Raw genomic sequence first — 24,349 nt, 5'->3', positions numbered from 1 at the left:
AGTTTCCTCCCAATTTGTGCTCTAAGCGGCTACGCGCGGTGAAATTTTCAAACCTTTCAGAGTATGGCCTCACCTATATGCGTTCACATCGCCGTGCAGATCTAAGAAGACCGGCTGCGCTTCACCTGCGCGCCAAAGGCGCCGCGGCGCGCTCGGCGGCGCCTGTCACGAGGAAATCAACTTTTGGAATCAATACTAGGCGTCGAGAAAGCGCGCACTTGCAGGGAAAGAGCAAGGTTCACTCGTCAGGATCGGGATCGTGAGAGGCGGAACTCTTGGCGTGAAGCTGACTATTTTGACGTTTCTCTTACATCTAAACAGCGCAAGTCGAATGACGCCGGACCTCCCGTTTGCCACCAGCCCTTCTTCATCCTCATTCGCCGAACCGTCCGGGGTAAGGCAGCAAGCTAGATGACCCCTCTCAAGCCTCGAACAATTAGCACTGAAGGTATCACAGCGCCCTTCCGCCACCTCACCTTTCGGCGCATCTGGCTCGCGAGTCTGCTTACCAACCTGGGCGCCCTGATCCGGAGCGTCGGCGCAGCGTGGGCAATGACACAGATGACAACGTCGGCGGATAAAGTCGCGCTCGTTCAGACCGCGCTTTTGCTACCGGTTATGCTGATTTCGATGCCCGCAGGCGCAATTGCGGATATGTATGACCGGCGGATCGTGATGCTTGTCGCGCTCGGCATGTCGCTCGCTGGTGCGACCGCGCTGACGGCACTTACCTGGCTAGGGATGGTCACGCCAGACTCGTTGCTGATCCTATGTTTTGTAATCGGCAGCGGTGTCGCTCTGATGGATCCTGCCTGGCAATCCTCAGTTAGCGAGCAAGTGCCGGCGGAAGCACTTCCAGCTGCGGTCGCGCTGAACAGTATCAGCTACAACATCGCGCGCAGCGTGGGACCGGCGATCGGCGGCATGGTGGTTGCGGCAGCCGGCGCAGTCGCTTCGTTTGCGCTAAATGCGTTGCTATATCTGCCATTGCTTGTTGCACTGTTCTTGTGGAAGCGAATTTCCGAACCGTCATATCTTCCGCCCGAAAAACTAAACCGCGCCATCGTTTCGGGGCTCCGCTACATCGCTAACTCGCCCTCGATCAAAATCGTGCTGATTCGCTCTATGATCACCGGCGTGATCGGAGGCGCCATCATCGCGCTAATGCCGCTGGTCGCCCGTGATCTCCTTGGAGGCGGCGCTCAGACCTACGGGATAGCTCTCAGCGCGTTCGGACTTGGCGCGGTAATTGGAGCGCTATATGTACCCGAAGTACGGAAGCGCCTGAGCGGTGAAGCAGCAATTCGCGCCTGCGCAGTGTCAATGAGTGGGGCGCTTCTCGCAGTGGCGTTGAGCCACGAGCTGTTTCTAACGTCAGCCGCTCTTGTCCTTGCGGGGGGCGTATGGATGATCTCCTGGGCCCTCTTCAACATTGGCGTGCAGCTGTCGGCGCCGCGCTGGGTCGCGGGACGCTCGCTCGCAGCCTACCAAGCAGCAAGCTCAGGAGGCATTGCTGTCGGTAGCTGGGGCTGGGGTCGTTTGACCGATGCCGCCGGTGTCGAGACGGCGCTTTTGATATCAGCAGTGCTGATGTTAATTTCTCCACTATTGGGGCTTTGGCTGCGTATGCCTCGCATAAACCTGCAAAGCGAGGATGCTGAAGCGCTCGCGCATCCTGAGGTTCGGCTTGCGCTAACCCATCGCAGTGGACCGGTTGTGATTGAAATCGAATACCGCGTGGCACAAGAGAATGCGCGGGCCTTTCACAACGTAATGCAAGATGTGCAGCTGTTCCGAAAGCGGAATGGTGCGTATGGCTGGTCCATTGCTCGCGATATCGCTGATCCTGAACTGTGGACAGAACGCTACCATTGCCCGACGTGGCTTGATTATCTACGTCAACGCAACCGCTCGACGCATTCAGAACGCGCGCTAGATCGTCAAGCTACGTCCTTTCACGTCGGTCCAGAGCCCGTGCGCATCCGGCGCATGCTAGAGCGCCCGTTTGGCTCCGTTCGGTGGAAGGACGATGTACCTGACCGTACCGCCAACGAGTCCTTGCTCAGTGACTATAACCGGAATCGAACGTAGTAACTGTCAGGAATCGCCTAGCTTGATGTCACGGATAGAACATCGCGCAGGCTCTTCGACAGCAGAATCCAGAGCTGTAGCACTCGACCGAGAGCAGTTCCGATGACGGCATCTGCTGCAATTACCGCCTCTTTGCCTCGAGCCTGCTTCATCGGCACGCCGAGTCCCACGTGTTCGTTCAAGCCGGCGTGGGTGGGGCCGCTGCTGCAATTGCAGGACATTTCTGGGTTCTGGCTGCTGATAACAGGCCGTTCTTCACCGTCGTCGAGCCTTCGCGCGCGGCCTGCCTGTTTGAAAGCGCTCGAGCTGGCCCTCCCATTAAGGTGAAGCATGGGGCGTCAACAGTGATGGCGATGCTTGAATGCTACGATCCGTCCCTCGTCGCATGGCGCATCCTTTCGCGCGCTGCCGATTCCTTCATGACGATGGACGACGAGGACGCTATCAGCGTCATGAAGCGCTTGGCAAACCCTGTGGATGGCGATCCAGCTGTCGTTGCTGGGGAAAGTGGCGGGGCAGGTCTGGCAGGACTGCTGAAGATTGCCTCGGACCAGACATCGCGGTCCATGACCGGCCTTGGACAGAATGCACGGGTCTTCCTGATCAACACCGAGGGCGCGACTGATCCTCGTCTCTATGAAGAACTCGTGGGTGTAACGCCGGCGCAAGTGACTGGGAGAAATATTGTACCAACTTGGGACGAGAAAACGTCGGTGTCGTGAGCCTCCGGGGTCACCTTCAGGGTCGGACCGGTTTCGCCGCGAGAAAGACGGCTTGCTCTTTCGTCTCGAATTGGCAGCGCGCAGGCTGCCCCTTTGGACCTGTCCAAGGTCTTCCGAAGATGTCGGCCAGGAGAAGATTATCAACCACGCTCCCGCAAGAGGGTCGTGTTCCTCGGACCACCGTGCCCAAGCCTTTTGGCAACGGGCGCTCGGCGCCCTGATTGTGCACGTAGACGAGGCCGTCCTGGATCGTCGAAACGTTCCAGTCGACCTGTGTGACCAGGTAACGCCGTCGATTCTCGGGTAGATGTCGCTGTGAAACGCCAGCGCCCGATGCCGCGCCGCCGCAACTTAGACGGTCGATTTAAGCGCTCTTACGGCCCGCGCCACTAGCGTCCGGGAAAGTGAAACGCATCGAATAATTCGAGCGAATACCTCCAATTTGGTCATGTTTTAGGTAGGTTATAGCCAGTGGTTTGATGACCATCGAAATGGCTGCTTTCGCGCATGAGAGCTCGTGCGCTTGTGGCTTACAATGTGCGCCGGATCCGCGTCCAGCGCGGTATTCCGCAAGAGCAATTGGCTTACGATGCAGGAATTGATCGCTCCTACATGAGCGGACTTGAGCGGCAACAAGCGAACCCGACAATCGATCTTCTCGATCGCCTTGCCGAGACGCTCGGCGTAGCTGTCTCCGAGCTGTTTGTTCGGCCATCCAAGGGCGCGCCGCCACCGGCAACCTTACCTAAAGGTCGCAAGCCGAAGCCGGCACGCGGCAAAAGGACTTAGCCCCTGACAAACACCAGCTGAGACGCAGATCTTGTGCGGTACTGGCGCAGGTATCACGCTCCCACGAGGATTTCATGCGTGACCGCCCCATATACGCGGCGATCCGGCTATGGGCATCGAATAATGTGATGGATGTTCATTCTGGCGCCGGAGCAGACAATGGCGACTCAAGACGAGGAAGTTCCTTTAAATGCCATCCGCGCGTTTGTGACCGTTGCCCGTGAAGGCAGCGTCACGCGCGCGGCCACCACTTTGGGAACAACGCAAAGTTCGGTCAGCCGGTATTTGGCTGTACTGCGGGATTACCTGGGTGCTGATCTCATCGAGCGGCGTGGACGGGGCAGTGATTTGACCGAGTTCGGGAGGCTATTCGCAAACGCAGTGTCTGAGCCGCTCGAAACAGTCAGCTTCACCGCGAAGAGAATGCGACGCCGTGCAGGCGCAGGAGCGAATCGGATTGTGGTCCGCACGTCACTATCGACCTTTGCTTTCTCTCTTCTTATTCCAAATCTGCAGGCTTTCTCTTCCGAAGCGGGTGGCGTTATCGTGGACATCGTCAGCTCCCTGGCGCCGCCGAGATCTTCGGATGATTTCGATATTTTGATTACACGGGATCTTTCCGTCATTGAGCCCGCCGACAGTTGGGAAATCTACAAAGAGGAGCTGGTGTGCGTCGGCCCGCCAAATCTCGTCGGGGGCAAAGAGCTCTCGATTGTTCGCTCAACCCCTATACTGAACATCACATCCCGCCCCGACATCCTGCCGACATGGCTGAGGGCCATGAACCTCTCTTCAAGCGACATACGAGCGGGCGCGCGGTATGATCACAACTATCTTGCTCTGCCGGCCGTCATGACAGGAAAATGCCTTCTTGTCGCGCCGGAAATCATCGTCAGTGACCTAGTGCGAGGGGGCGCTTTGCAAGTCATCCCTGGCACCCGCGTTCCAAGTGGCATGCATTATCGCGCCTATGCCGTAGATCGCGGCGCGCACCCCGAGATCGCACGTTCTTTTTGCCGTTGGCTGGCTCGTCTTTGCAAGAAGGTAGCACTTGCGCAGGCTGCCTGAGGTCCCTCAATCCGCTGCAGGGGGAAATCGATGTTCAAGTCGAGAGCGCTCAACTCAAGAAAACTATTCAAGCATAATCCGCAAAGCCTACGGAGATAACGCCCCTCTGTTGGAGCAATCAAGACGGCAACAATGAGATATCGGAGGGCAAAGATTTTATCCTGTCCACCAGCGGGCCAGGCAGCAGAAGAATTGGCTGGCAGAACGGAAGGTAGGCCATTTATCGCCGCAACCCACTACTTGTCATCCCTGCCCCTGCGTCTGTCGAGCAATGCTCGCCAGCGAAGGCGCATGAGGCGCCGCCCTAGCTTAACAAGTCGAATAGTTCGGCTGCGCAAATCGTCTGTTTTCCAGGCGCGCTCGGCAATACGATGGCTTCCAAACAGGCCTTGCGCGATTTGGCGGTAACTATTTCCTTCCTGCCATCCATCCACTGCGCGCAGCGCAAGGATCAGCCGACGCTGCTTCAAAGCAGGCAAAGCAAGAGGAGGCATTCCGAGCGCCCGACGCTCAAGGGCAAGCCAAAATCGACGCGCGGCCTCCAACCGAAGCTCGAAATCGGCATCGAGCGGCAGATCGACAGAATATCCGCTCACCGGAAGCTCTCTTAGCCACAGGCGATGCTTCGTGCCCCCGAGCGGCACGATCGCATGCCATCCATCAGGCGCACGGCGAAGCTCGCCGCCCGCCAGATTGTCGAAATCGAGCTGATCACTTTTGGGCGCAATGCGGTTGACCGCCCGCACAGCCAGTACGGTCGGCAGCACCTCAGGTGCCCAAAAGACTGCTTGCTTGTCGAAAGTCTTTTGCGGATCAGCAGGGAAACGAGAGCCCCCACTTGCGTCGGAACTCGCCCGCCGCTGCGCTTGAACGTTCGCGGCGGGATAACCGCTTATAATCGTCTTGGTAGTCGCGATCCCGGCGCAGCCACTCCCAGGCCAGGTCCGCAGCATCTGCCGTCTTTAGACCTCTGTACGCTTCCTCAGATCTCCAGTCAGTATCCGGCATCGCACCTTTCCCGCAAAATCTTCAGACGCGGCAAAATGCATCCGATGATTGTGGCTCTTTCCGGTGCTTGCTTATCGTGTACGCGCCTGGCACGCACTTAATCGATGGAATGATCAACTTTTGCGATCGTGACGCATTCCGGCGCCCCTGACATCCGCGCTGATCATTGTTTTGGCCAACCGCTACGTAGCAGATCGCGATAGCCGTGGCGCGCTAGCCACTTGGCCCGCGTCAGATGACTTTCGAATGTGCGTCGCGCACGATCCGGTTCAGCGGTGGGATCAAGCCCAAGCACAATTCGCGCGATTTCGCGCCAATCTGCCTTATCCGCTTCCGCATCAAGAAGTCGCATATAGGCAACAGCGTGCTCCTTGTCATAAGACGTGAGCTCGTCGACGCTGGGCGCCAATTCTGCGATCTTCGGCTCGGCTGGCACTGCCTGAAACTCCTACCCAGCTGAAAAATCTAGCGAAATCAGAGCAACGATAACTACTTTGAGGTCGTTTTGGTACCTGCCCATTGGTCGTACACCGACCTCCTTTTCGCGCTGAGATGGCAATCGCATATTGGCTCACATTGACCTGGCGGCTCTATCCAGCGCTTTCCCTTTTTCATCGCAATCCATACTGGAAGGGATTGCAGATGTGCCCTGAAACTAGGTTGTCCTTGCTGTTCCTGGCGGAAGGCTTGGTGGTCCGTGATGACAGGCCCGGTCGCACTCGTGAAAGGCAATAACCAGAACCAGCGAACTGGAGAATATTCGTTTCCCTTTCGAGCCACATTCGAACATTCGTCCTATATAGTCGGGGTCCCGCGAAAACGCCGCAGGCTACCTCTGAGCGCGATTCCCTCTCTGCCGCTAACGGCAAGCTATTGCCCCACGAGAACGCTTATGAGGGTCAACGAGAAGACGGCACGCGCTGATTCCTCGAAGCAATTGGGGAGGACGGCCACTGCTCGTGCGAGCTTATCGTAATAGTCTGGCTATAACCAGTGGTTTCATAATCATCGGAATGGCTGCCTCTGCGCATGAACGCTCGTGCGCTTGTGGCCTGGAATGTGCGCCGGATCCGCGTAGAGCGCGGCATTCCGCAAGAGCAATTGGCCTATGATGCCGGGATCGACCGCTCATACATGGGGCGCATTGAGCAGAAGAAAGAGAACCCGACCATTGATCTCCTGGACCGTATCGCCGTGACCTTGGGTATTCACTTGTCCGAATTGTTCGCTGAGCCGGCCAGGGGTGCGATGCCCCCCAAGCCGATGCCTAGAGGACGCAAACCGGCGCCCCCCTGTCGGAACAGGACATAATTGTGGGTGCCATGTTTCAAGTAAGGACGGGAGGGAGCGAGCCGGAGCGGCGCGCGTGCTCCCTTCGATCTACAGCCGACGATTCCGCTCTCCTGCGCCAGCCGATGTCGTCCCAGCAGGGTTCCGCCTAGCGCCCCCCCGGGTCAGCCGTCGTAAGGCCGAGCATCTTCAAAATGAGGGCTTGCGCCGCTCGCCGTAAACGTGCGGCTTGAGGATGGGGACCTTCCCGCTGGCCGAAGATCGGGAAGGTGTGGTGCCCTTGCAGGGGCGAAACCGGCCACCCGACGCGTCGCCACATGGTGGCGAATATGTTCTGAATTGGATGTGAGCTAGGCCGGGCCTGACTATCCCGAGATGATGAAGGGGATGCTGCTCGCTGGGCGAGAGCCAACGGTTGCATCAGATCATCAAAAATGCATCGCCATCGGTTTGACCGGCGAGCAGAGAGGCTGCCTGAAGATTAATGCTAATGGGCCTGGAAGACGTTGAGCAGGTGGCAACTGCGCGCGTTAGCCGGTCGGGTGCACAAGAAGGCCGGCTCCGCTCGACATTCCAGGGCCGCAACTTAGCCTTAGTCTCCAGGCGTCTTACGAAATCCGAGAGAAGCGGACAATGTCAGGCAGCCTTTGCAGCCCTTGATTTTGGCCTCTTCACGTGCTGTACGCGGGCGTCAATCGCGAGCTGGCCCAGGGCCCAGTGAGGACTGCCGATTTTGTTGACAGGGTACGGCTCCGTCGCGCGATTGTCCCAGATTACGACGTCGCCTGATTTCCAGTTCCAGCATAGGGTGTTCCGGGGCGCAATGAGATAGGATTGCAGCCGTTCAAACAGTCTTTGGCTAGGATAGCGCTGCAGGCCGACGAAGTTGTTCACGGCGCGACCGAGCGATAGCATACGTTCGCCGGTCTCGGGATGAACACGAACAATCGGATGTGTCGTTTCGTAGATCGTTCCAGTGGATACGCCGCACCAAGGCCGCTTGTTGGCTTCGGTGGCCCTCTCGGTCGCACTGAGATCAGATGCGACGAAGCTCATAGCCCAGAGGTTATCTGCGAGCATCCGCAGGGGATCGGGAAGATCAAGATAAGCGGCCGCCCTGCTCGGCCAAGCAATGTCGCCGCCAAAAAGGCGGGACGGCTGCGAGCCGCAGCACCGAAATGGCTGCGGGGACCCGCTCATCGTTCATCTCGTTGAGATGACCGCAGGCGCGATCAGACAGTTCCTGGATCGTTAAACCGCCCGTTGTGTCCGCCATTGTGGGATTCGGTATCAGCGAGCCGAGCCGGAGAACAAAACGCTGCTGCTGTGCATCGTCGAGATGTCCCTGATCACGGAAGAAGATGACCTTATGCTCGAGCAGAAGCCGGTTGAACGCTACGATGATATCGTCAGGCAAATCGTCCGACAGCGCGATATTCTTGATTTCGGCACCAAGCCGGTCCGCGCGCTTGACGATGTCTACTCGCGGAATAACATTTTCAACAGCCATTGTTGCACTCATAACGGCGCCTCCTTCTGTGGATGTCTAAACAAGCTCAGTGGTGGTCGCGTCTGGCGACAAACCCGGCAAAACGATCTTGATGCCTACACACCCGCATTTTCTGAGCGCGTGTCACCGCGCCGTTCAATTAGGCGACTGAATTCCGATACACACCACCAGCACCTTAGAATCCCACTCCCTCTGCGTGTCGACACGGCGCGTTCTCGTCGAAGGACACTCGCATATGAGGCCACCAGATCGTTTTTTGCAGCCTAATCAACAGTGCAAATCATAGACGCAATCCATGTCCAGTCCATGAAACGAAACCAGCTTTCTTTTTGAGCTCGTGCAACGTTCGCCTCGTCCCAGAACTCATGGTTGGAAAATCCTCGAACAACGACTGTGTCGTACCTCATTCATCCCGCAAGGCCTCATGCGCACGATGAAGATTAGAACTGGTTCGCGGCATGCACTCGCGAAGCGGATAGGACCCACCGCCTCGAAACAAAATCTATCTAAAGATGTATAACATACAATAAACTACTTCAACGGGCTCCTAATCATATTTTTGCGACTTGGAGTTGTTCAATGCGCGACGTTTCTTCAGCTGATCACTTACTGTCATGCCTTGGACTAGCGGGAGAAGCGCAAAGTAAGAAGGCTGCAACTTCCGATGCAGCTTAAACAACGGACTTAATCCCTCGATTTTCAAAATTTGCACTCGGCACGAATGCAGGTCGTCCCTGTGATGCCGTGTCTTTCGTTCGTAAGCGTCGTTCTCACCGACGCTTACTCTCGTTCTACCCCGAGACGTAGATCTTCCTTACGGCGTGCCTGCCGCTTGGCTTCGCGGTAGTTGAGCACACAATCGAAACAGAGCGCCCACGGCCAGGAATATCGCTCCGAAGGCGTCTTTGCGTTCTCAGACTGCAAGCCGCAAATTCCGGCTGGCTATCTTGCCTCACTATGAGCGACACGACACTGAAGGGCGGTCGGATTTCAGATCATAAGCCACGGATGTAGCTTCCTCATGATCGCTCTCTCTTATCCTTGGCTTGAGATCGAGTGCTCGCCAAGACCAGGCGCGACGTCGACCTCGCCGCGCTGCGCCACCCGCGCACGACGTTCGCGCGTGCAACATTCGGCTTTGCCTTCGTCGCGATCGCAGCGATAAAGACCGATACATAGCGACTCGCTCTTGCTCATCACACTAATTTTGGAGCCATCTCCTCGCCGGCCATGCAGATTAAATGCCGGCTCCGATGATCTCCTTATCAGATGAAAGAGCACTTTCGATTCCAGGCTGAATGTGCCGGTCCCCTTGTCTGAGCTCAGCGAACTGGCGGAACATGACAAACAGCGCGATCATTCCGGCGCCCAGCTCAGCGATGGCTTGACTGGCCAACACTCCGCTAAAGCCCGATATGACAGGGAATAACAGTACGGCCGGTATGAAGAGATATCCTTGCCTCGCGAAAGACACGACCGCGCTGAGGCGTGCTCTGCCGAGCGACTGAAGCATTGTCGTCACGAAACTCTGAATACCGAAGAGTCCAAAAAACAGATGAAAGATGATGCAGGTCGAGACGGCAATTTCGGTGACCTTATCGCTATCGCTGAACAACCTGACCAACGGCCGGACAAAAAGCATAACGGCTGCGGAATACGCAAAGGAAAGCGCAACCGTGATAGACAGCATGAACTTCGCGACCCTCAGTACACGGGCAAGGTCGCGGGCGCCCCAACCGAACCCCAGGACAGCTTGAGAGCCGATACAAAAACCCGTGATAGGTAGCGCCCCGATTGTCAGGATTCTTACAGCTATTCCCACCGCCGCGACGAACTCGTCACCGAATCGGGCAGCGGCTCCGTACAAGAACATACCGGCAAGAGCAGATAAGATACTTGTCGCGGTCGCCGGCGCCCCAATGAGCGCGAGCTCTCTGATGCGATCTACCCGCAACGAGACCTGAGAGATTCTGACGAAGACAGTGCCCCACCCCTTGGTAAAATATCCGATGTAGAGGCTTATCGCAGCGATCTGAGATAGGAGCGTTGCGAGGGCCGCGCCTCGCACACCCAAGTCTAGTAAGAATATAAAAATGGGATCAAGCAAGGCGTTCAATATGAAAGCGCTCAGCATCGTCCACATACTGAATAGTGTGTTGCCTTCAGCTCTTGCGATGAAGCCGCTGACAATATTTAGGAGCATCAAAGTGGACCCCGGCAAAAGGATCGTGGCGTAGTCGAGCGCGATGGGAAGGATGGTTGGACTTGCCCCGAGTGCGACGAAGATGCCTCGTAGGCTCAGAAGCAGTCCGACCGTCATGATCACACCGATCGGAGCGGCGAGCGCGAGTGCCGTACTCGCACCTCGACTAGCCTCCAACTCATTACCAGCACCAAGATGACGAGATATGAACGATGCAGTACCCACACCGATCCCCTCTCCCGCCGCCGCGAGCAGGATAATGATCGGCATAGTCATGCTCACGGCTGCGATCGCCTGCGCACCAAGTGAGCCAACAAAGATAGCGTTGAGGAGCTGCTGTAACGCGTTGATCGACAACCCGATAACAGATGGAATGGCAAGCCGAAGGAGAAGGCTCGGGAGCTTTTGGTCCGATAGATCCACGTGCCGGCTTTTCTTCGGCATCGCATCGCGATCGCTTTTAACGACGAGCTTCGCATTCCGGTCATCCATGATTCACAACGTCCTCAGCGCTACGAATTCATTGATCGTCTGCAACAGCTCCTGTTGCAAGACCGTGCAAAGATGGCGTGTCACCTCATAATCGACGATGCTGGGATCATACGTAGCGTCGATCTGTAGATCGCCGGATTGATATCCGACATCGAACCAGAAGACGTGGATCGCCGCCGCTTGATGCATGTGTTCGCCGATCCAAAGTGGGTAAGGGCCTGTGTCTAGAAAACGGCGTGGGAAATGGCGCTGCAAACGAGCGCGATAATTCACCCCAATTCTGGGCAGTGGCAGGCGATCGAGCCGACACCGCATGGCTGGATCTCGGTTTAGGAATTTCAGCGCCCGAAAGCCTATTCCCCCACGCGGCAGCGCATTGCGCTGCCGGTATATTAAACGAGCACGGTCGGAACGCGACTCCCTTCCTGTGACATTCAATGAAAGCGGAACGAGCTCGCTGATAAGGCCAATGATCTGAGATGAATCGAAATCGTCAAACAGCCGACCTCGTGTCGAGGTCAGGCTATCAATCCAGAGCGAATAGTTGCCGAATAGGGCGCCAAACGCACCGGACAGGGCAGCAAGAAACACATCAAAGTCCTGACAATGCGCTGATTTGGCTCCAATACTGAGGAGACCCGCTGTTGCTTCCCCGTCGATCTCAAGATGGTACTTGGCCTGATCTAGCGAACGGCCGTTCGCAGCCTCCCGACGACCTCCGACACTTGCATCGTGAAGCTCTCTCGCGCTTCCTTCTGCAACACTCGTGCCGCGCGATGACGCGTCGCTCACACGCAAGTTGAATTGGTCGTAGTCGATGTCCTCCCAGTGCTTGAGTTCGTCTGGCGCTTCGCTGTTCGCGTAGTGCTCGAGGCGCTTCAACCAGGGAGAGAGCCTTTGTACGGTCTCGGGACTATTCACATCGTGGCCTGCAGCAAGATCTTGGTATGCGCCCTCCAATGCTTCCAGAAATAGCCGATAGCCCATCCCATCCGCTACGAAATGATGCATCAGCACCAGCAGATAGTAATCGCCGCTTTCCGAAGTACGGAAGGCCGTGACGTGAACAAGAGGCATGTGGCCGTCAAACCGAAACATGTGTTGACGTCTTGCCGAGACGCTCTCGATTGTCCTGCGCTGGTCTGGGCCGGTCATCCGGGCGAGATCGATCTCCTCCACGATACGCTCGGCCGGACAAGGCCCAATCCCCAGCCGTAGTCCATTTTTGGTTCGGGCAACGCGGAGCCTGAGGCCTTCGTGCCTCTCGATGACATGGGCGAGAGCGCGGTCCAGGATCTTGATGTTCAGGATCCCACCGCGCAAGAAGAACAGATCGCCGATGTTAAAATGCTCGTCAAAGCCGACAAGAGAATTCCAAAACGATATTACGGGGGGCACAGGCAGTAAGCCGTCAGCGGAAGCCACGTTGTGGGGTGCCGCCTCCGCTTCCCCGGCCGCCAACTCCCTGATGGTCGGTGTTCGATAAAGCTGGTTGACGGTGAGATTCAGCCCGGCTTTGCGCGCCAGCGTGACGCAACGTACGCTTAGAAGAGAATCGCCGCCGATATCAAAGAAACTGCTGTCGATTCCTACCCCCTTGGCGCCTAATAGATCTTCCCAGATCCGAGCAAGAACTCGCTCGTTTTTGGTGCGGGGCTCAGCAGATGGACTAGTTTCTATTTCGCGGTAAGGAACGGAGGAAAGGCGAGCACGGTCTATCTTTCCGCTTGTCGTCAGGGGAACACTGTCAACCAACCTGAAGGCTGTGGGAACCATGGGAGATGGCAATCTGTTGCGCAGGTGGGCGAGAATCTCTCCAGTGCTTAGATTCTCCCGAGCGGGCACCACGCTCGCCGTCAAGCGGCGATCCTCATCGATGCCTTCTGCGAAGACCGCGGCCTTTGCGATTGCCGGATGAGACTCAAGGGCAACTTCGATCTCCTCCGGCTCGATGCGAAAGCCCCTTACCTTGATCTGGTTGTCCGATCGGCCGCAAATCTCGAGAAGGCCGCTGGTTGAGATGCGTGCGATGTCCCCACTTCGATAAAGCACATTATATTGTCCGCCATCATACGGATTCGGCACGAAGCATCGGTCAGTCCGATCTTGATCCCGCCAATACCCAGCGCTGAGACAGCGGCCCGCGGTGCACAGTTCGCCGGGGGCTCCAACAGGCACTCTCTTCAATCGTGAATCGAGCAAGTAGAGTTTGACGTTGTCGATTGGCCGCCCCACCGGCACAAGCGCCGAGTTGTCATCGGCATCCGATGTTTCGTGCACGGCTGCATTGGACGCACATTCCGTCGCACCATAGAAGTTCCACAAGGGCACGCCTGGAAAAGACCCGCGCCAGCGAGCGGGCAGCGAGGAAGGCATCGGTTCGGCGCTGCTTGTGACCAATCTCAAGGCGGTCCTTTGCGGTTGCCGTTCCTGGGACCCGATCATACCGGACAGGAGTGGCGGAGAGGCAAAAAAGCGTGTCACACGATGTTTTGCCAAACTGCACAACAAGAGATCCGGATCTAGCACCTGCCCTTGGGCGAGGATCAGCGTGGGCACACCTCTCAGAAGCCCACCAAAATACTCCCAAGCGGACGCAACAAGGAAAGCGGACTTCTGGACAATCATCACGTCGGTACTATCGAAGGGAAAGCGTCGCCACATCCAGTTCAGCCGATTGAGAATGGCCGATTCCGGAATAAGAACCCCCTTCGCCCGCCCTGTTGAGGACGACGTGTATATAAGGCTCGCAATTTGGTGATCTGAGGGTGAGTCGCTGGATTCGAAATTATCCGTCAGCGCCCTGCACCTGTCTAACGTCAATAGACAAATCGAAGGTATGTCAAAGCCAGTCTCCGTGGTATTTGCGTGAACCAACACCTTTGCCTGACTATCTCGCAGGATATGTTGGATCCGATCAGGCGGATAATCCGGCGGTATCGGCACGACCATAGAATGCAAAGCTCGCGCCGCCAGCATAACAGCGGCAACGTCAGGCGACCGGTCGACCAGCATGGCGACCATATCGCCAGCGCCCACGTCCAAATCCCGCAGGAAGGACCTGATAGCTGCTACGCGCTCACGCAGCTGGCCGAATGTGACCTCCCCGAACTCGCCAAAATATGCTACCTTGCTGTGACTGGAGACACTGATCTGCTCGAAGGCTTCAACAAGCAGACATTCAGCCTCATATGGCTGCCTGCCCCCCTCCAGCGAGTTCAGTAGGGTGACGTCTGACGCGCTGAGGCAGCTCAGCTCCTCGATAGGCGCAAGCGGTTTGTCAACGCAGGCGGCAATCAGACAGCGCAGATTGTTGGCCATGCGAACAACTAAATCACTCGAAAATATGTCTTCCGCATACGCCAGCTGGAGCGCAATTTCATCGTCGTGATCTTGCGCGTACAATGTTAGGTCGAATTTGACATAGCCTGTGTCGTACTCGCGGAATGTCAGAGTCAACTCGTCCCGACCAGCGGGTTCGGCGGCCTCGGAGTACATGTTGAACATGACCTGGAAGATCGGTGATCGACCCGGTTCGCGACATAACCTTGTGTCCCTGACCATCCATCCGAATGGATAGGCCGAATTTGCGATGGCATCGCTGACCAGGCCCTGGATGCGCGTGGCATGAGCAGCAAAGGACTGACCGGCATCGATCGCGGCACGGATCGGCAGCATATTCAGGAAAAAGCCGATGATGTCGGCGCTGCCACGTTGATCCCGTACAGCGTGTGGCATGCCGACGATAATATCGTCCTGACCGCTATACATTCGTAGCAGCAGCTGGAAGCACGCCAGCAGTGTTGTCGACGTGGTGCAGCTATTTTGGCGCGCGAATTCTCTTACCCGACTGGATAGATCGCTGCCAAGAAGTACTGGATGCGAGCCGCCGCGGTATGAATTTGTTTGCGGGCGCGCCCTTCCAAGCGAAAGCACCGGTGGATCATCACCAATCTGACGGCGCCAATAGTGACGTTGGCTCTCCAGCACCTCTGGCGGAACGTGTTGTGTTTCCCACATCGCGTAGCTCGAGAGTGACGCACGGTTCTCTGGGCCAAACGCCACGGCATCTACGTATCTTTGCTGAAGATCTCTGAGCAGCACAGAGATGGACCAGGCATCGACGATGATTTCATGAGCGGTGATCAATATGAGATGGTTGTCGGGACCAAGCCGGACCATGCGCGCGCGAAACAAGTGGCCTTGCCGGAGATCAAAACTGTCGTTCAGCTCCGTTCGCCGGAGCTGTTCGATGAGCTCCTCAGCTTCCTGCGACGTGAGGTGAGATGCATCAGTCAATGCGAGACTGGTACATGGCGGAGCATCAAAACATTGAGCCGGACCGTCTTCGTCGATAAAGCGGGCCGAAAGTGCCTGGTGGGAATGAACGACATCGGTCCAGGCGCGATTCCACCGAGCTAGATCGATGCTTCCCCTAATTCGCAGGCCGCCTTGAATGATGTAGTTCCTGGCAGATGGATCGAGCTGGGAGAGAAACCATAGGTGCTCCTGAACTCGCGTCAGAGGCGATCGGCTGAGCCTTCCGTACGTCAGGGCTGTGCAGGGCTTGGACTCGGCTGGAGCCGCGATCGAAGCGGCAAGAGACCGAATCGTTCCATTCAGGACCATCCTGAAATCCGCTTTCACTCCGAGCAGAGTCTGCAACTGTCCCAATATGAGCATTGCCCGCAGCGAGTCTCCGCCGAGGCTTATGAACTGGTCATTCACACCAATCTTCTCAATACGCAAAATGGCGGACCAGATTTTACGCAGTCGGGCTTCGAGGTCTGTTTGCGGCTCCTCGAATGGCGTTGGCAATGGAGGACGAACACTGGTCGGGTCGGGCAACGCTCCAAAATCGACCTTTCCGTTCCTGGTCAGTGGAATACCGTCAACGTGGATGATTCTTTCTGGGAGCATGTAGCTGGGAAGCGCCTCGGCAAGGAAGTTCTGGAGCTCGCTTTCCGCCAGTTCAGCTGGAGCTGACACATACGCGATAATTCGCCGCGGTCCGGCTTCCGCCTCACCTCGGGCTATATCTCGCGCCGTGAGCTTTACGCCTGCGCAGACGGAGGCGACTGCGGCAGCGCCATGCACCGAGGGATGAGCGGACAAACGAGCTTCGATTTCTCCCAGCTCGATTCTGTGCCCGCGAATTTTGACCTGACGATCCCGTCGACCGAGACATTCCAAAAGGCCGTCGGAACGAAGGCGCCCAAGATCACCTGTCCGGTATAGGCGCCGGAACGACGGATCGTTTGAGAACGGGTTTGGCCCAAAGGCATCCTTGGTGCGGACATCGTCATTGGCGTAACCGGCAGCGACACCAACGCCACTCACACAGATTTCGCCGACCTCCCCAACGTTGCACAGCCGCAGTCCGTCAACGACGTAAACCTTAACGTTGTGAATCGGTCTGCCGATCGGTACATAAAGCTCAGCCAGCGCAGGCGGCACGGAAACCAGACGATGCGTAACGCCGTCCGCGCACTCGGTCGGCCCGTAGTGATTGAGAATGGGGACGCGGGGATATAAGCCAAGCCACGCACGTGCCAATCCGGGTGTTAGCGGTTCTCCGACCGTAGAAATAATCCGCAAACCATCCAGAGCTCGCTCCGCCGGAGCAAGCGACTGCAGATACTCAACAAACACTGCGAGCATCGACGGAACGAATTGGATAACCGAAGCGCCGCTTCCTTGAATTGCTTGGAGGAGGGACAATGGCGATCTCAATGTTGCATCATCAATGATCGCGCTAGAGGCTCCGACGCAAAGCCCAGCCAGAAGCTGCCACAGCGAGATATCAAAGCAATGCGACGCCGTTTGCGCGACGCAATCCGTCCGAGTGAGACTTAGATCGCCGATCTTTGCCGCCAAATGATTGTTTAGGGCGCCGCGCTCAATCATTGCGCCCTTAGGCTGGCCCGTCGAACCAGACGTAAACAGAATGTAGGCGAGTCCATCCTCGCTCGGCGATGGCACCACAGACGAAGTCTCGCCCTGGCGCAGCGCCGCCGCTATCGCTACAAATTGCGTGGCGCCTTTGCTGCTCGCCTGCAATAGGCTCAGCGAAGCCGGCTGGTCTCGGCCAATCACCAGAGCGCAGCGGCTCTGCTCGATCATGAATGATGTACGAGAAGCCGGTAACGATGGATCGAGCGGTAGGTACGTTGATCCAGCTTTCAATATTGCGACGACCGCCGTCGCCCAGTCGAGGTCCCGCTCCCCCCAATAACCGACAACCGCCCCTTGAGTGCCCTGCTCTCGCAAGGTCCTTGCAAGGGCATCCGATCTTAATCGTAGCGCCTCATATGTGAGTTCGTCTGCGCCGTACCTCAGCGCAACCCTCTCCGGATCCGATCCTGCAAGTCGATCGATCGCCGTGATCGCGTTGAGCGGTTGACGTTCCACAGACCGATTTTTGCCTGGTTGATTTTCCGTAGGCACGCGCCCCGCCATTCGTCGCTTCTGCGGCGTTCAAATCAGAGCGCCAACGCTCCTGATCGAGGTGTGCATTGCGTAACCACCCTGATTCCGCCAGTCATAACGGTCCGTCCGTATCTTGGCTTCTCGTTCTTTCATTCACTTCTGTTTCCTCGATGATCGGCAGAGGAACGCGGGCGGACGGTAGGCCCCCGAGTTCGCTTTGGCACCTACCCACTCTTGTAGCGAGGTCGAAGCCGAGCTCGCTCACGCCACCAGATCGGCCCCCCTTTTTTGACGCCTTCCGCTACGGCGCGCGCGCCGTAGCCCTGCGCCAGTTCGACGACGTGACGGCACATCGTGCGTTTCAGCCGATCATTGCCTCAGCCGGCGACGAATTGCCGGTCGGCTTTCAGCTCGATGAAGGGAATCCTGAGTCCCATCAGCTCCGGCCAGTTGGCGCCGAGATTGTCGATCGACAGGCCGATATTGTGCAAAGTCATCTCGCGAGCGATCTCGGCCAGAAAATCGCGGTCGTGAATCGCCTCATCGCTGGCGATCTCAATCGTCAGCCCCCCAAAGGCTGGATGTATCGGCATCCGGCGGCAGAGTCGCCCGCCGCCTGCGGCTTTCTCACATACGGTGCCGGCAGGTTGATCGACAGATCGACCGCGCTCTGCCGTTCCAAGAGATAATGCTAGGCCTGCGGGGCGCCCTCGATCAGGCCGGCAAAGCAAGAGGATGCGTTCCGAGCGGCCGATGCTCAAGGGCGAGCCAAAATCGACGTGCGGCCTGCAAGCGAAGCTCCAAATTCGCTTCGAGCGGCAGGTCGAGCACGACAGCAGACCCGCTCGCCGGAAGTCTCCTCAGCCAAAGGCTATGCTTCGCGCCTCCGAGCGACACGATGGCATGCCAGCCATCCGGCGCGCGACGAAGGTCGCTACCCGGCAGATTGCCGAAATCGAGCTGGTAGCTTTTAGGCGCCACGGAGTTGGCCGCCCGCACAGGCAGTACGGTCGAGAGCACTTCGGGTGCCCAGAAGACTGCCTGCTTGTCGAATGTCTTTTGCGGATCAGCTGGAAAACGAGAGCCCCCAGCTGGATCGTTGGCGGCGAGACAACCGCACTTTCAGTACTGCTGCACCTAGTAGCAACGTCTGTGCCAGCATCGTCTGCGCGCATTAAGTGCCTAATTGCGCTTGAATAGCTCAACGGCAGTTCACGGCGACCAGTGTTTTGAACCCGACGGGCTTTGTGCCGCTGTCGGAATTTGAACAAGAATTGCGCACTTCGCGCCGCCAGAGAACTGATTTGATGTTGTGAGGCGCCGAACGGAAACTTGGTAATCCCTGTCCCCAGCAAGCAGGACGTCCAGATGATGATTTATGGCAATTACGGGATCCGGGCCTCAAGCACAGCCTTGAGGGACAGCCACGCCATACGAGCGGGCGCGCGGTACGATCACAGTTATCTTGCTCTACCGGCAGTCATGACAGGGAAATGCCTTTTTGTCGCACCGGAAATCATCCTCAGTGATCTTGTGCGAGGGGGCGCCTTGCAAATCATCCCCGGCTCACGCGCTCCAAGTGGCATGCAATATCGCGCCTATCACAACGGACTCAATCCCTCGATTTGCGAAATCTGCGCTCGTCACCGAATGCAGGTCTGCAGGGCTGTGACCTACGTTCTTGGCTCTGTCCGGCGGCGTAGATTTTCCTTACGGAGCGCGGTTAGCTTCCGGGCGGTTGACCGCACAAAATAGAGACAGAGCCCCGCAGGAAAACCGTGCGACCGCGAGACAATGCAGCGACTTCGCGCTCACATTGCTAGCCGCAAATTCTGGCGGGCTATTTTTGCCCTTATTGGCGGCATGAGGCTGAAGGCAGTGCCCGATCCAAGATCAGAGCCAGAATCCATCCTCCTAAGATCCCCCGTCTTTCGTCAAATAACCTTAAGGCGCGTGAGCATCATCACACACGCACCAAAAATGCTGGATTTCAGAGAAGACAATGAAAGAATGCACCAGCAGGATAACAACGCATCCACGCGGCCGAGCCATCGTGCAAGATGCGCATCGCCGCAACAAAGCCCCTTTCAACACCTAAGGTTCGTCACAAGCCGCAGTAAACTCCGTTAAGCTTACTTGCATATGCAGCCAAAGCTGCTTGTAAGCAGCTCGCGCCGCGCGAAATTGTGCTTTGAGTCTTGCTGGTCCGCTTGGCAGATCGGTCGCATTGCCCGCTTAAGATAGGGGCTCACCGGCGGGGGCGTTAGCAGCTTGGCTCTGCGCGATGGAGAATGGACGGGGGCAAAGTCCCGTTCAATTTGGGCAACTCTCATAAAATTGAACGAGGCCTGCTTATCGGCAGATGGCTGGCTCCTTAAGCGAGTTCGGTGGAGTGGACGATGTCGCGGCGCAGCCGTCAGTTTTGCCGTGTACTTTGGCGAATGCGGCTCGACGACCTTTTGGATCGGACAGCTCAATAGCGCGTCGGAACGCTCGCACCGACACCTTCACAGAGCTGACGACAAGGCAAAATTAGTTCCAGTGGCGGCGTAGTAACCGAGAGCAGCGCAGGCGAGAAGCTCTCGAACATGAGGAAGAGGCCAAAGTAACATCAAAATCGACTTGGTTAGCTTCGATACTGAAACAGACAGCCACCTATGGTTCGCAAACAACAAGCAGGGGTAACGGTCAGCTTGTTGCATAGGCGCGAACTGAATTGCTGACCGCTTGTCAGTTGCGCGCTTCCCAGGCTCGCTGACGTCATGCGCGACCGACGACCCAACCGTCTTGACGTACTTGTTCGTCAAAGCTGCTGGATGACGCAAAGCTATGCGACAAACCAAGAGCGAAGTCCGAACTAATCGCCGCGGTCCAGCCGGATCTGCGATGCAAGCAGCCGACGCTTCGCCGGTCTTCTCGCGCTTTCCGTTCGCCTGCTCCGGTTGGCTCGCTGATCAGGTCCGCCGGACCGCATTTTATCACCTCGCCCCTTCGCTTGATCGCCAAGAGCCTTCCTGCAGGGGCACGTTTCCCGAAGACCTAGCGAGTGTCCAGCACTCTCCGCGCGATCCGATCAAAGTCAGCACCGCGCGGCATGTAGCAGTCGGACGATCTCGACGGGCCGGAGTGACAGTTCGCGACAGGTTGCTCAATGGTTCTAATTCGCGAACGCGACATCGCACGGCCTGATATTTTTCCCTTGAGCCTCCGGCGCGCTTCCGCCCCCAGCCAGAATAGTTTACTCGAACTTGCGCTGGTCGCAGTCTCTGCGCACCAAATCGCCCCAGGTTCTTTGCGGGGTGCTTGGTCAATCCCTGCCAATGATCCCGCGTCGCGAGATCCGCTGGCCAACCCTTAATTGATTCCGTTTACGACAATGCCGTTTCACGCGCTTAGCCGTTCCGGATCGGCCTTCTACGACGACGCACGCCCTGAATGGCTCCAGCTCGCGGACGCTTTGCTGATGGGATTCGGATCGGCGTGCTTAATCCTGTTTGGTTGAGCCGGCAGGTTCGCCGCCATCGCTACTTTCGGATGAAGATCGACGAGAACCTTGCTGTAGCCACATCGAGGGAGCACTGGTCAAGGCGTTCTGCCCAACTTGCCTGAGAACTTCGATGGACGTCTCGCCGCGAGAGGCGGCTTCTAGAATTTTGGAGGCGACGTGCGCTCGGATGCCGGTCTCGTCACGCGACAGCCCCTTGCACACTTCATCCAGAATCCGACGGAGACAGGCGATGGTTTCGGAGTTGAGCATAGAAGTTCTCCTCCAATGGAGCGGTGCAAAGACTGCACTGAACGGCAACTTTCACGACATAAATATTATCAACTGCACCAATGTGAACGGCAATGGATGGCTCTTAAACCTCGTCACTTAAGGTTGCATGATCATACAATGAAGAAAGTCGCGCGTCATCAAGTCTGGTGTCTTTAGCGAAGATTGCCGACACACTCCGGACAAGTGGTTCGATAGCCTGGTGGTCTTGTACGCGCTAAGCTGACCTCGCGGTTGAATATGTCCGCTCGTGGCGCATCATCAATCATCGGCGACTATTCAATGCGTGAACCCGACCAGCTCTGTCGATGACGCTAGACTAGCCCGCGCGTGCGATCCAGTTCACGTTCTGAGTAGATGTCTGCGCACTCTGCACCAGCTCGAGGGCGGGAGCACCTCCTGAGTTAGCAGCACCGAAGAAGATCACGCCTCTCCTCCTGATTAAGGCTCTAATCCTGGCCAGAGTTCAGCCTTCTGATCGAATTGATCAGCCAAGCCCGGCGTGACCCGCAATCGAATCAAGGACCGCCGCCGTCATCCGATCCCCGAAGGGAATTCCGGCAACTCCCACGCAGGACCTTGAGCGACATGTCCTCAAGTGTTTACGAGGCGTTCCCAAGAAAATCGACTTGGTTCTGCCGTAGGACGGCGAGCGCCGAGCTTCCAGCGTGACGGTCTCCTTACAGCGTCTTCAAATACTCTAGAAGCGCCCGCCGTTCGGCGTCGGTCAATTCTGGCCCGATGACCCCAGGCGGCAGCTTCGTTACGTCGGTTTCCTTGCCCTCAAAAGAATGCCCGCGATTGCTATTCCCAAGCAAAGATACGTTGAAGTCCGTCAGGCCAGCCGCGCAGGCGTCGTTCGCTCGTACTTTCGCAACAAGCCCGACGTCAACAGGATCGAATTTGCGGCTGCCCACGCAGAAAGAGCTCGGCCGCCGACCCTCGGGTAATAACATGTCCTTCAGCGTCGGCACGGACCCGTTGTGCAAATACGGAGCTGTTGCCCAAATACCGTCAAGCGGACGCGCGCGGTACTGAGGTTCAAGGGCAACGACATCTTCGTCCTTGCCGTTACGGCGCCCCCGCGCTGCAATGTATGCTCGCGGGTTTTGGCAATTCTTCCTCGGCCCCCACATCTGCTGCTTGGTTTTTTCGGAAGAGTTGTTCGCGAGGTTCCATTGATCGATCGTCTTGCCCACGACATCCATCAGCGCGAGCACAAATAAGGGGTTTGGCGCCGGATCGGCCGGAAGGCCGCATCCCCAGGCTTTGTTCAGGTCATCGGTCGGATTGAGGCCGAGTGACGCAGGTAAGTGAACACGCCGCGTCGTCAGGACATTGGATTGTTGACGATCGGTGCCGATCACGTTCACCGGCAGCTGAGCAACGTTGAAATAGTGGCGTCCGCCGATCTCCACCCAATTCTTCTCGCCCTTCGCAGAGCGATCTGGGTTCTCCGGCTTCCAGAACGAATCTTCCGGCCACTTTGCGTCGAATGCGGGATCGTTGACGGGCCCTCGGTGGCATTCAAAGCAGTGCGAGCGATAAAGATCGCGACCTTTCTCAACGAGTTTTTCGTCAATGGCCCAGGCCGGCTCGCCTCTGAACCTGTCCTGCGCATCCTTCCATCGTGGCGCGACAAGCCCGTTGAATTTCCTGCCGCTTGCCTCCGCCGACGAAAAGGGATCGGTACCGCGCAAAAGCTCCTCGAAACGCGCAATGTCCGATAGATGGATGGATGATTCAAATAGCGGCCGTCCCGGCGCGGGTGCCCTCATATTGATTTTCGCGCTGACGCCGAGCGCTTCGCCCGAATTGCGAACAAGCTCGTTGAGAACAGAGGCGTCATACTGCGCCCAAAGGAAGTACGGCGTGTCCCAGATTGGCGGAAAACTCACGGGGGCGTCGTTGCGCGCGAAGTTGCCCTTGAGGAGCGGATCTGGGAGTTCTCCGGTCGCTGGATCGAGAAAATTGGTGTAGAAGACCTGGTTGCCGATCCGGTTCAAGGCATCAAGCCGACCGAAACCCTCGTCGAGGTTCGTCACGCCCTGCCTCGTCAAAAGGCCATCGTTTGCGGCCTTTTGCTTCTTGATCTTTTGAAGTGCGCGCTCCAGATCACCTCGAAGCTTCCCGCGGTCGACGCTTCGACCTTCAATGCTTTCCAGCCGGTCGGCGAAGCGTTCAAACCGCCACGGCAAAATCAGCGTATAGCCGATCGATAACCCAATGACCCGTTCAACCTCGCCAAGATTGACCATCGCCGGCCCGCCATCGTAGCGAATGCTGACATTCTTGTACTCGAGATGCCCGGTATGACAGGCGGCGCAGGTTAGTCCGATCTGATCTTCGTAGGAACTTCCTGTTGTCGGGTCGACGCCCCCTTTCAGGATCGCGAAACCCACAGGCAAACCATTGGCATTGTCAGGCGTGCTAGCTGTCCAAGTGGAGCTAACGCCCTTGGCATCCTCCTGATAGCCGTGCGCAGGTGAGCTAGCGTCGAAGTCCTTTGAGCTCGGACTTGGGATAAAACCAAGGCGTCGTAGATACTCGTTATCCGTCAGGCTCGTGTAACGGACCGACAACTCAGGACGTTCTAGAGCCAGGAACCATCTATAGGGCACGGGAATAGTCGCCGTGCCTTGGGACGTGTGGTGGAACCAGTAACGCTGCCGCGCACTCCAGTTCTGCGGCAGCCAGTATGCGCTATCGATTTTCGATGGTGCGGGCAGTGTCGCGGGCAGCAATTGCGCCACCAGATTTGCGTCATTCTTGACCTTAAGCGCCGCATCGCGAAGCTTCTCCGGCGCGAAATACGCCATCCCTATTGGCGCCGCCACGACGAACACAATCGCGAACAAGAGAGCGACGACATGAGGCCACCGCCTCACCACGCCCCCCACCCAAGAGCTGAACGAACGTGCCCCCATCCTAAACTCTCCTTGAATCTCAAATGCGCCTGCTGCCGCGCGAGC

16 protein-coding genes are annotated in these 24,349 nt (G+C 57.2%); 6 read left to right on the top strand and 10 right to left on the bottom strand.

Annotation, left to right across the window (positions count from 1 at the left end):
- Window positions 1–411 precede the first annotated feature (411 nt).
- The 4 genes from XH84_RS10840 (at window position 412) to XH84_RS10825 (ending at window position 4,670) form a co-directional block, all read left to right on the top strand.
- Window positions 412–2,091, top strand: coding sequence for an MFS transporter (locus XH84_RS10840; RefSeq protein WP_128948240.1), 1,680 nt, complete (start codon window positions 412–414; stop codon window positions 2,089–2,091).
- A 170-nt stretch (window positions 2,092–2,261) separates the two neighbouring features.
- Entirely contained in the window at window positions 2,262–2,813 is a 552-nt protein-coding gene (locus XH84_RS10835) for a pyridoxal-phosphate dependent enzyme (RefSeq protein WP_347338871.1), read from the top strand.
- A 507-nt stretch (window positions 2,814–3,320) separates the two neighbouring features.
- Entirely contained in the window at window positions 3,321–3,602 is a 282-nt protein-coding gene (locus XH84_RS10830; RefSeq protein ID WP_035730210.1) for a helix-turn-helix domain-containing protein, read from the top strand.
- A gap of 159 nt (window positions 3,603–3,761) precedes the next feature.
- Window positions 3,762–4,670 carry a LysR family transcriptional regulator gene (locus tag XH84_RS10825; protein ID WP_164937354.1) on the top strand — a complete coding sequence of 303 codons (909 nt, stop codon included), beginning with the start codon at window positions 3,762–3,764 and terminating at the stop codon, window positions 4,668–4,670.
- A gap of 236 nt (window positions 4,671–4,906) precedes the next feature.
- On the opposite strand, the gene XH84_RS10820 is transcribed toward XH84_RS10825, so the two are convergent.
- From XH84_RS10820 to XH84_RS10810, 3 genes are all read right to left on the bottom strand, one after another.
- Window positions 4,907–5,266 carry a DUF2285 domain-containing protein gene (locus tag XH84_RS10820; protein WP_430641891.1) on the bottom strand — a complete coding sequence of 120 codons (360 nt, stop codon included), beginning with the start codon at window positions 5,264–5,266 and terminating at the stop codon, window positions 4,907–4,909.
- 217 nt (window positions 5,267–5,483) lie between these two features.
- A complete protein-coding gene (locus tag XH84_RS40675) occupies window positions 5,484–5,678 on the bottom strand; it encodes a transcriptional regulator domain-containing protein (RefSeq protein ID WP_128948236.1) in 195 nt (64 codons plus the stop codon).
- A gap of 163 nt (window positions 5,679–5,841) precedes the next feature.
- Window positions 5,842–6,114 (bottom strand): DNA -binding domain-containing protein, encoded by a 273-nt coding sequence (locus XH84_RS10810; RefSeq protein WP_128948235.1) that lies wholly within the window; start codon window positions 6,112–6,114, stop codon window positions 5,842–5,844.
- 593 nt (window positions 6,115–6,707) lie between these two features.
- On the opposite strand from XH84_RS10810, the gene XH84_RS10805 reads away from it, so the two are divergent.
- A complete protein-coding gene (locus XH84_RS10805) occupies window positions 6,708–6,989 on the top strand; it encodes a helix-turn-helix domain-containing protein (RefSeq protein ID WP_128948234.1) in 282 nt (93 codons plus the stop codon).
- A 615-nt stretch (window positions 6,990–7,604) separates the two neighbouring features.
- Here XH84_RS10805 and XH84_RS41370 read toward each other — a convergent pair.
- Both XH84_RS41370 and XH84_RS41365 read right to left on the bottom strand, forming a co-directional pair.
- A complete protein-coding gene (locus XH84_RS41370) occupies window positions 7,605–8,168 on the bottom strand; it encodes a TauD/TfdA dioxygenase family protein (RefSeq protein WP_283811940.1) in 564 nt (187 codons plus the stop codon).
- Entirely contained in the window at window positions 8,068–8,478 is a 411-nt protein-coding gene (locus XH84_RS41365) for a TauD/TfdA dioxygenase family protein (protein ID WP_283811939.1), read from the bottom strand. The genes XH84_RS41370 and XH84_RS41365 overlap by 101 nt, the downstream gene beginning before the upstream one ends.
- Before the next feature lie 1,056 nt (window positions 8,479–9,534).
- Between XH84_RS41365 and XH84_RS41360 the strand changes: the two genes are divergently transcribed.
- Complete coding sequence (locus tag XH84_RS41360; RefSeq protein WP_283811938.1) at window positions 9,535–9,657, top strand: hypothetical protein; 123 nt, start codon at window positions 9,535–9,537, stop codon at window positions 9,655–9,657.
- Between the two features lie 58 nt (window positions 9,658–9,715).
- Here XH84_RS41360 and XH84_RS10795 read toward each other — a convergent pair whose 3' ends face one another.
- The 5 genes from XH84_RS10795 to XH84_RS10765 all read right to left on the bottom strand — a co-directional run bounded on the left by XH84_RS10795 (window position 9,716) and on the right by XH84_RS10765 (window position 24,304).
- Window positions 9,716–11,173, bottom strand: coding sequence for an MATE family efflux transporter (locus XH84_RS10795; RefSeq protein WP_128948233.1), 1,458 nt, complete (start codon window positions 11,171–11,173; stop codon window positions 9,716–9,718).
- Window positions 11,174–11,176: 3 nt separating this feature from the next.
- The gene (locus tag XH84_RS10790; protein ID WP_128948232.1) at window positions 11,177–17,632 is read right to left on the bottom strand and encodes a non-ribosomal peptide synthetase; all 6,456 of its coding nucleotides are present in this window, start codon (window positions 17,630–17,632) and stop codon (window positions 11,177–11,179) included.
- Between the two features lie 347 nt (window positions 17,633–17,979).
- Complete coding sequence (locus tag XH84_RS10785; protein ID WP_245471687.1) at window positions 17,980–18,363, bottom strand: EAL domain-containing protein; 384 nt, start codon at window positions 18,361–18,363, stop codon at window positions 17,980–17,982.
- A 2,723-nt stretch (window positions 18,364–21,086) separates the two neighbouring features.
- On the bottom strand, window positions 21,087–21,359 hold the full coding sequence (locus tag XH84_RS10770) for a hypothetical protein (RefSeq protein ID WP_347338870.1): 273 nt from the start codon (window positions 21,357–21,359) through the stop codon (window positions 21,087–21,089).
- Window positions 21,360–22,057: 698 nt separating this feature from the next.
- On the bottom strand, window positions 22,058–24,304 hold the full coding sequence (locus XH84_RS10765) for a di-heme-cytochrome C peroxidase (protein ID WP_245471686.1): 2,247 nt from the start codon (window positions 24,302–24,304) through the stop codon (window positions 22,058–22,060).
- Window positions 24,305–24,349: the final 45 nt, after the last annotated feature.

Source organism: Bradyrhizobium nanningense (assembly GCF_004114535.1).
GTDB lineage: Bacteria > Pseudomonadota > Alphaproteobacteria > Rhizobiales > Xanthobacteraceae > Bradyrhizobium > Bradyrhizobium nanningense.
Note: the sequence above shows the minus strand (reverse complement) of the source record. Positions and strands in the feature narration are given on the sequence as shown.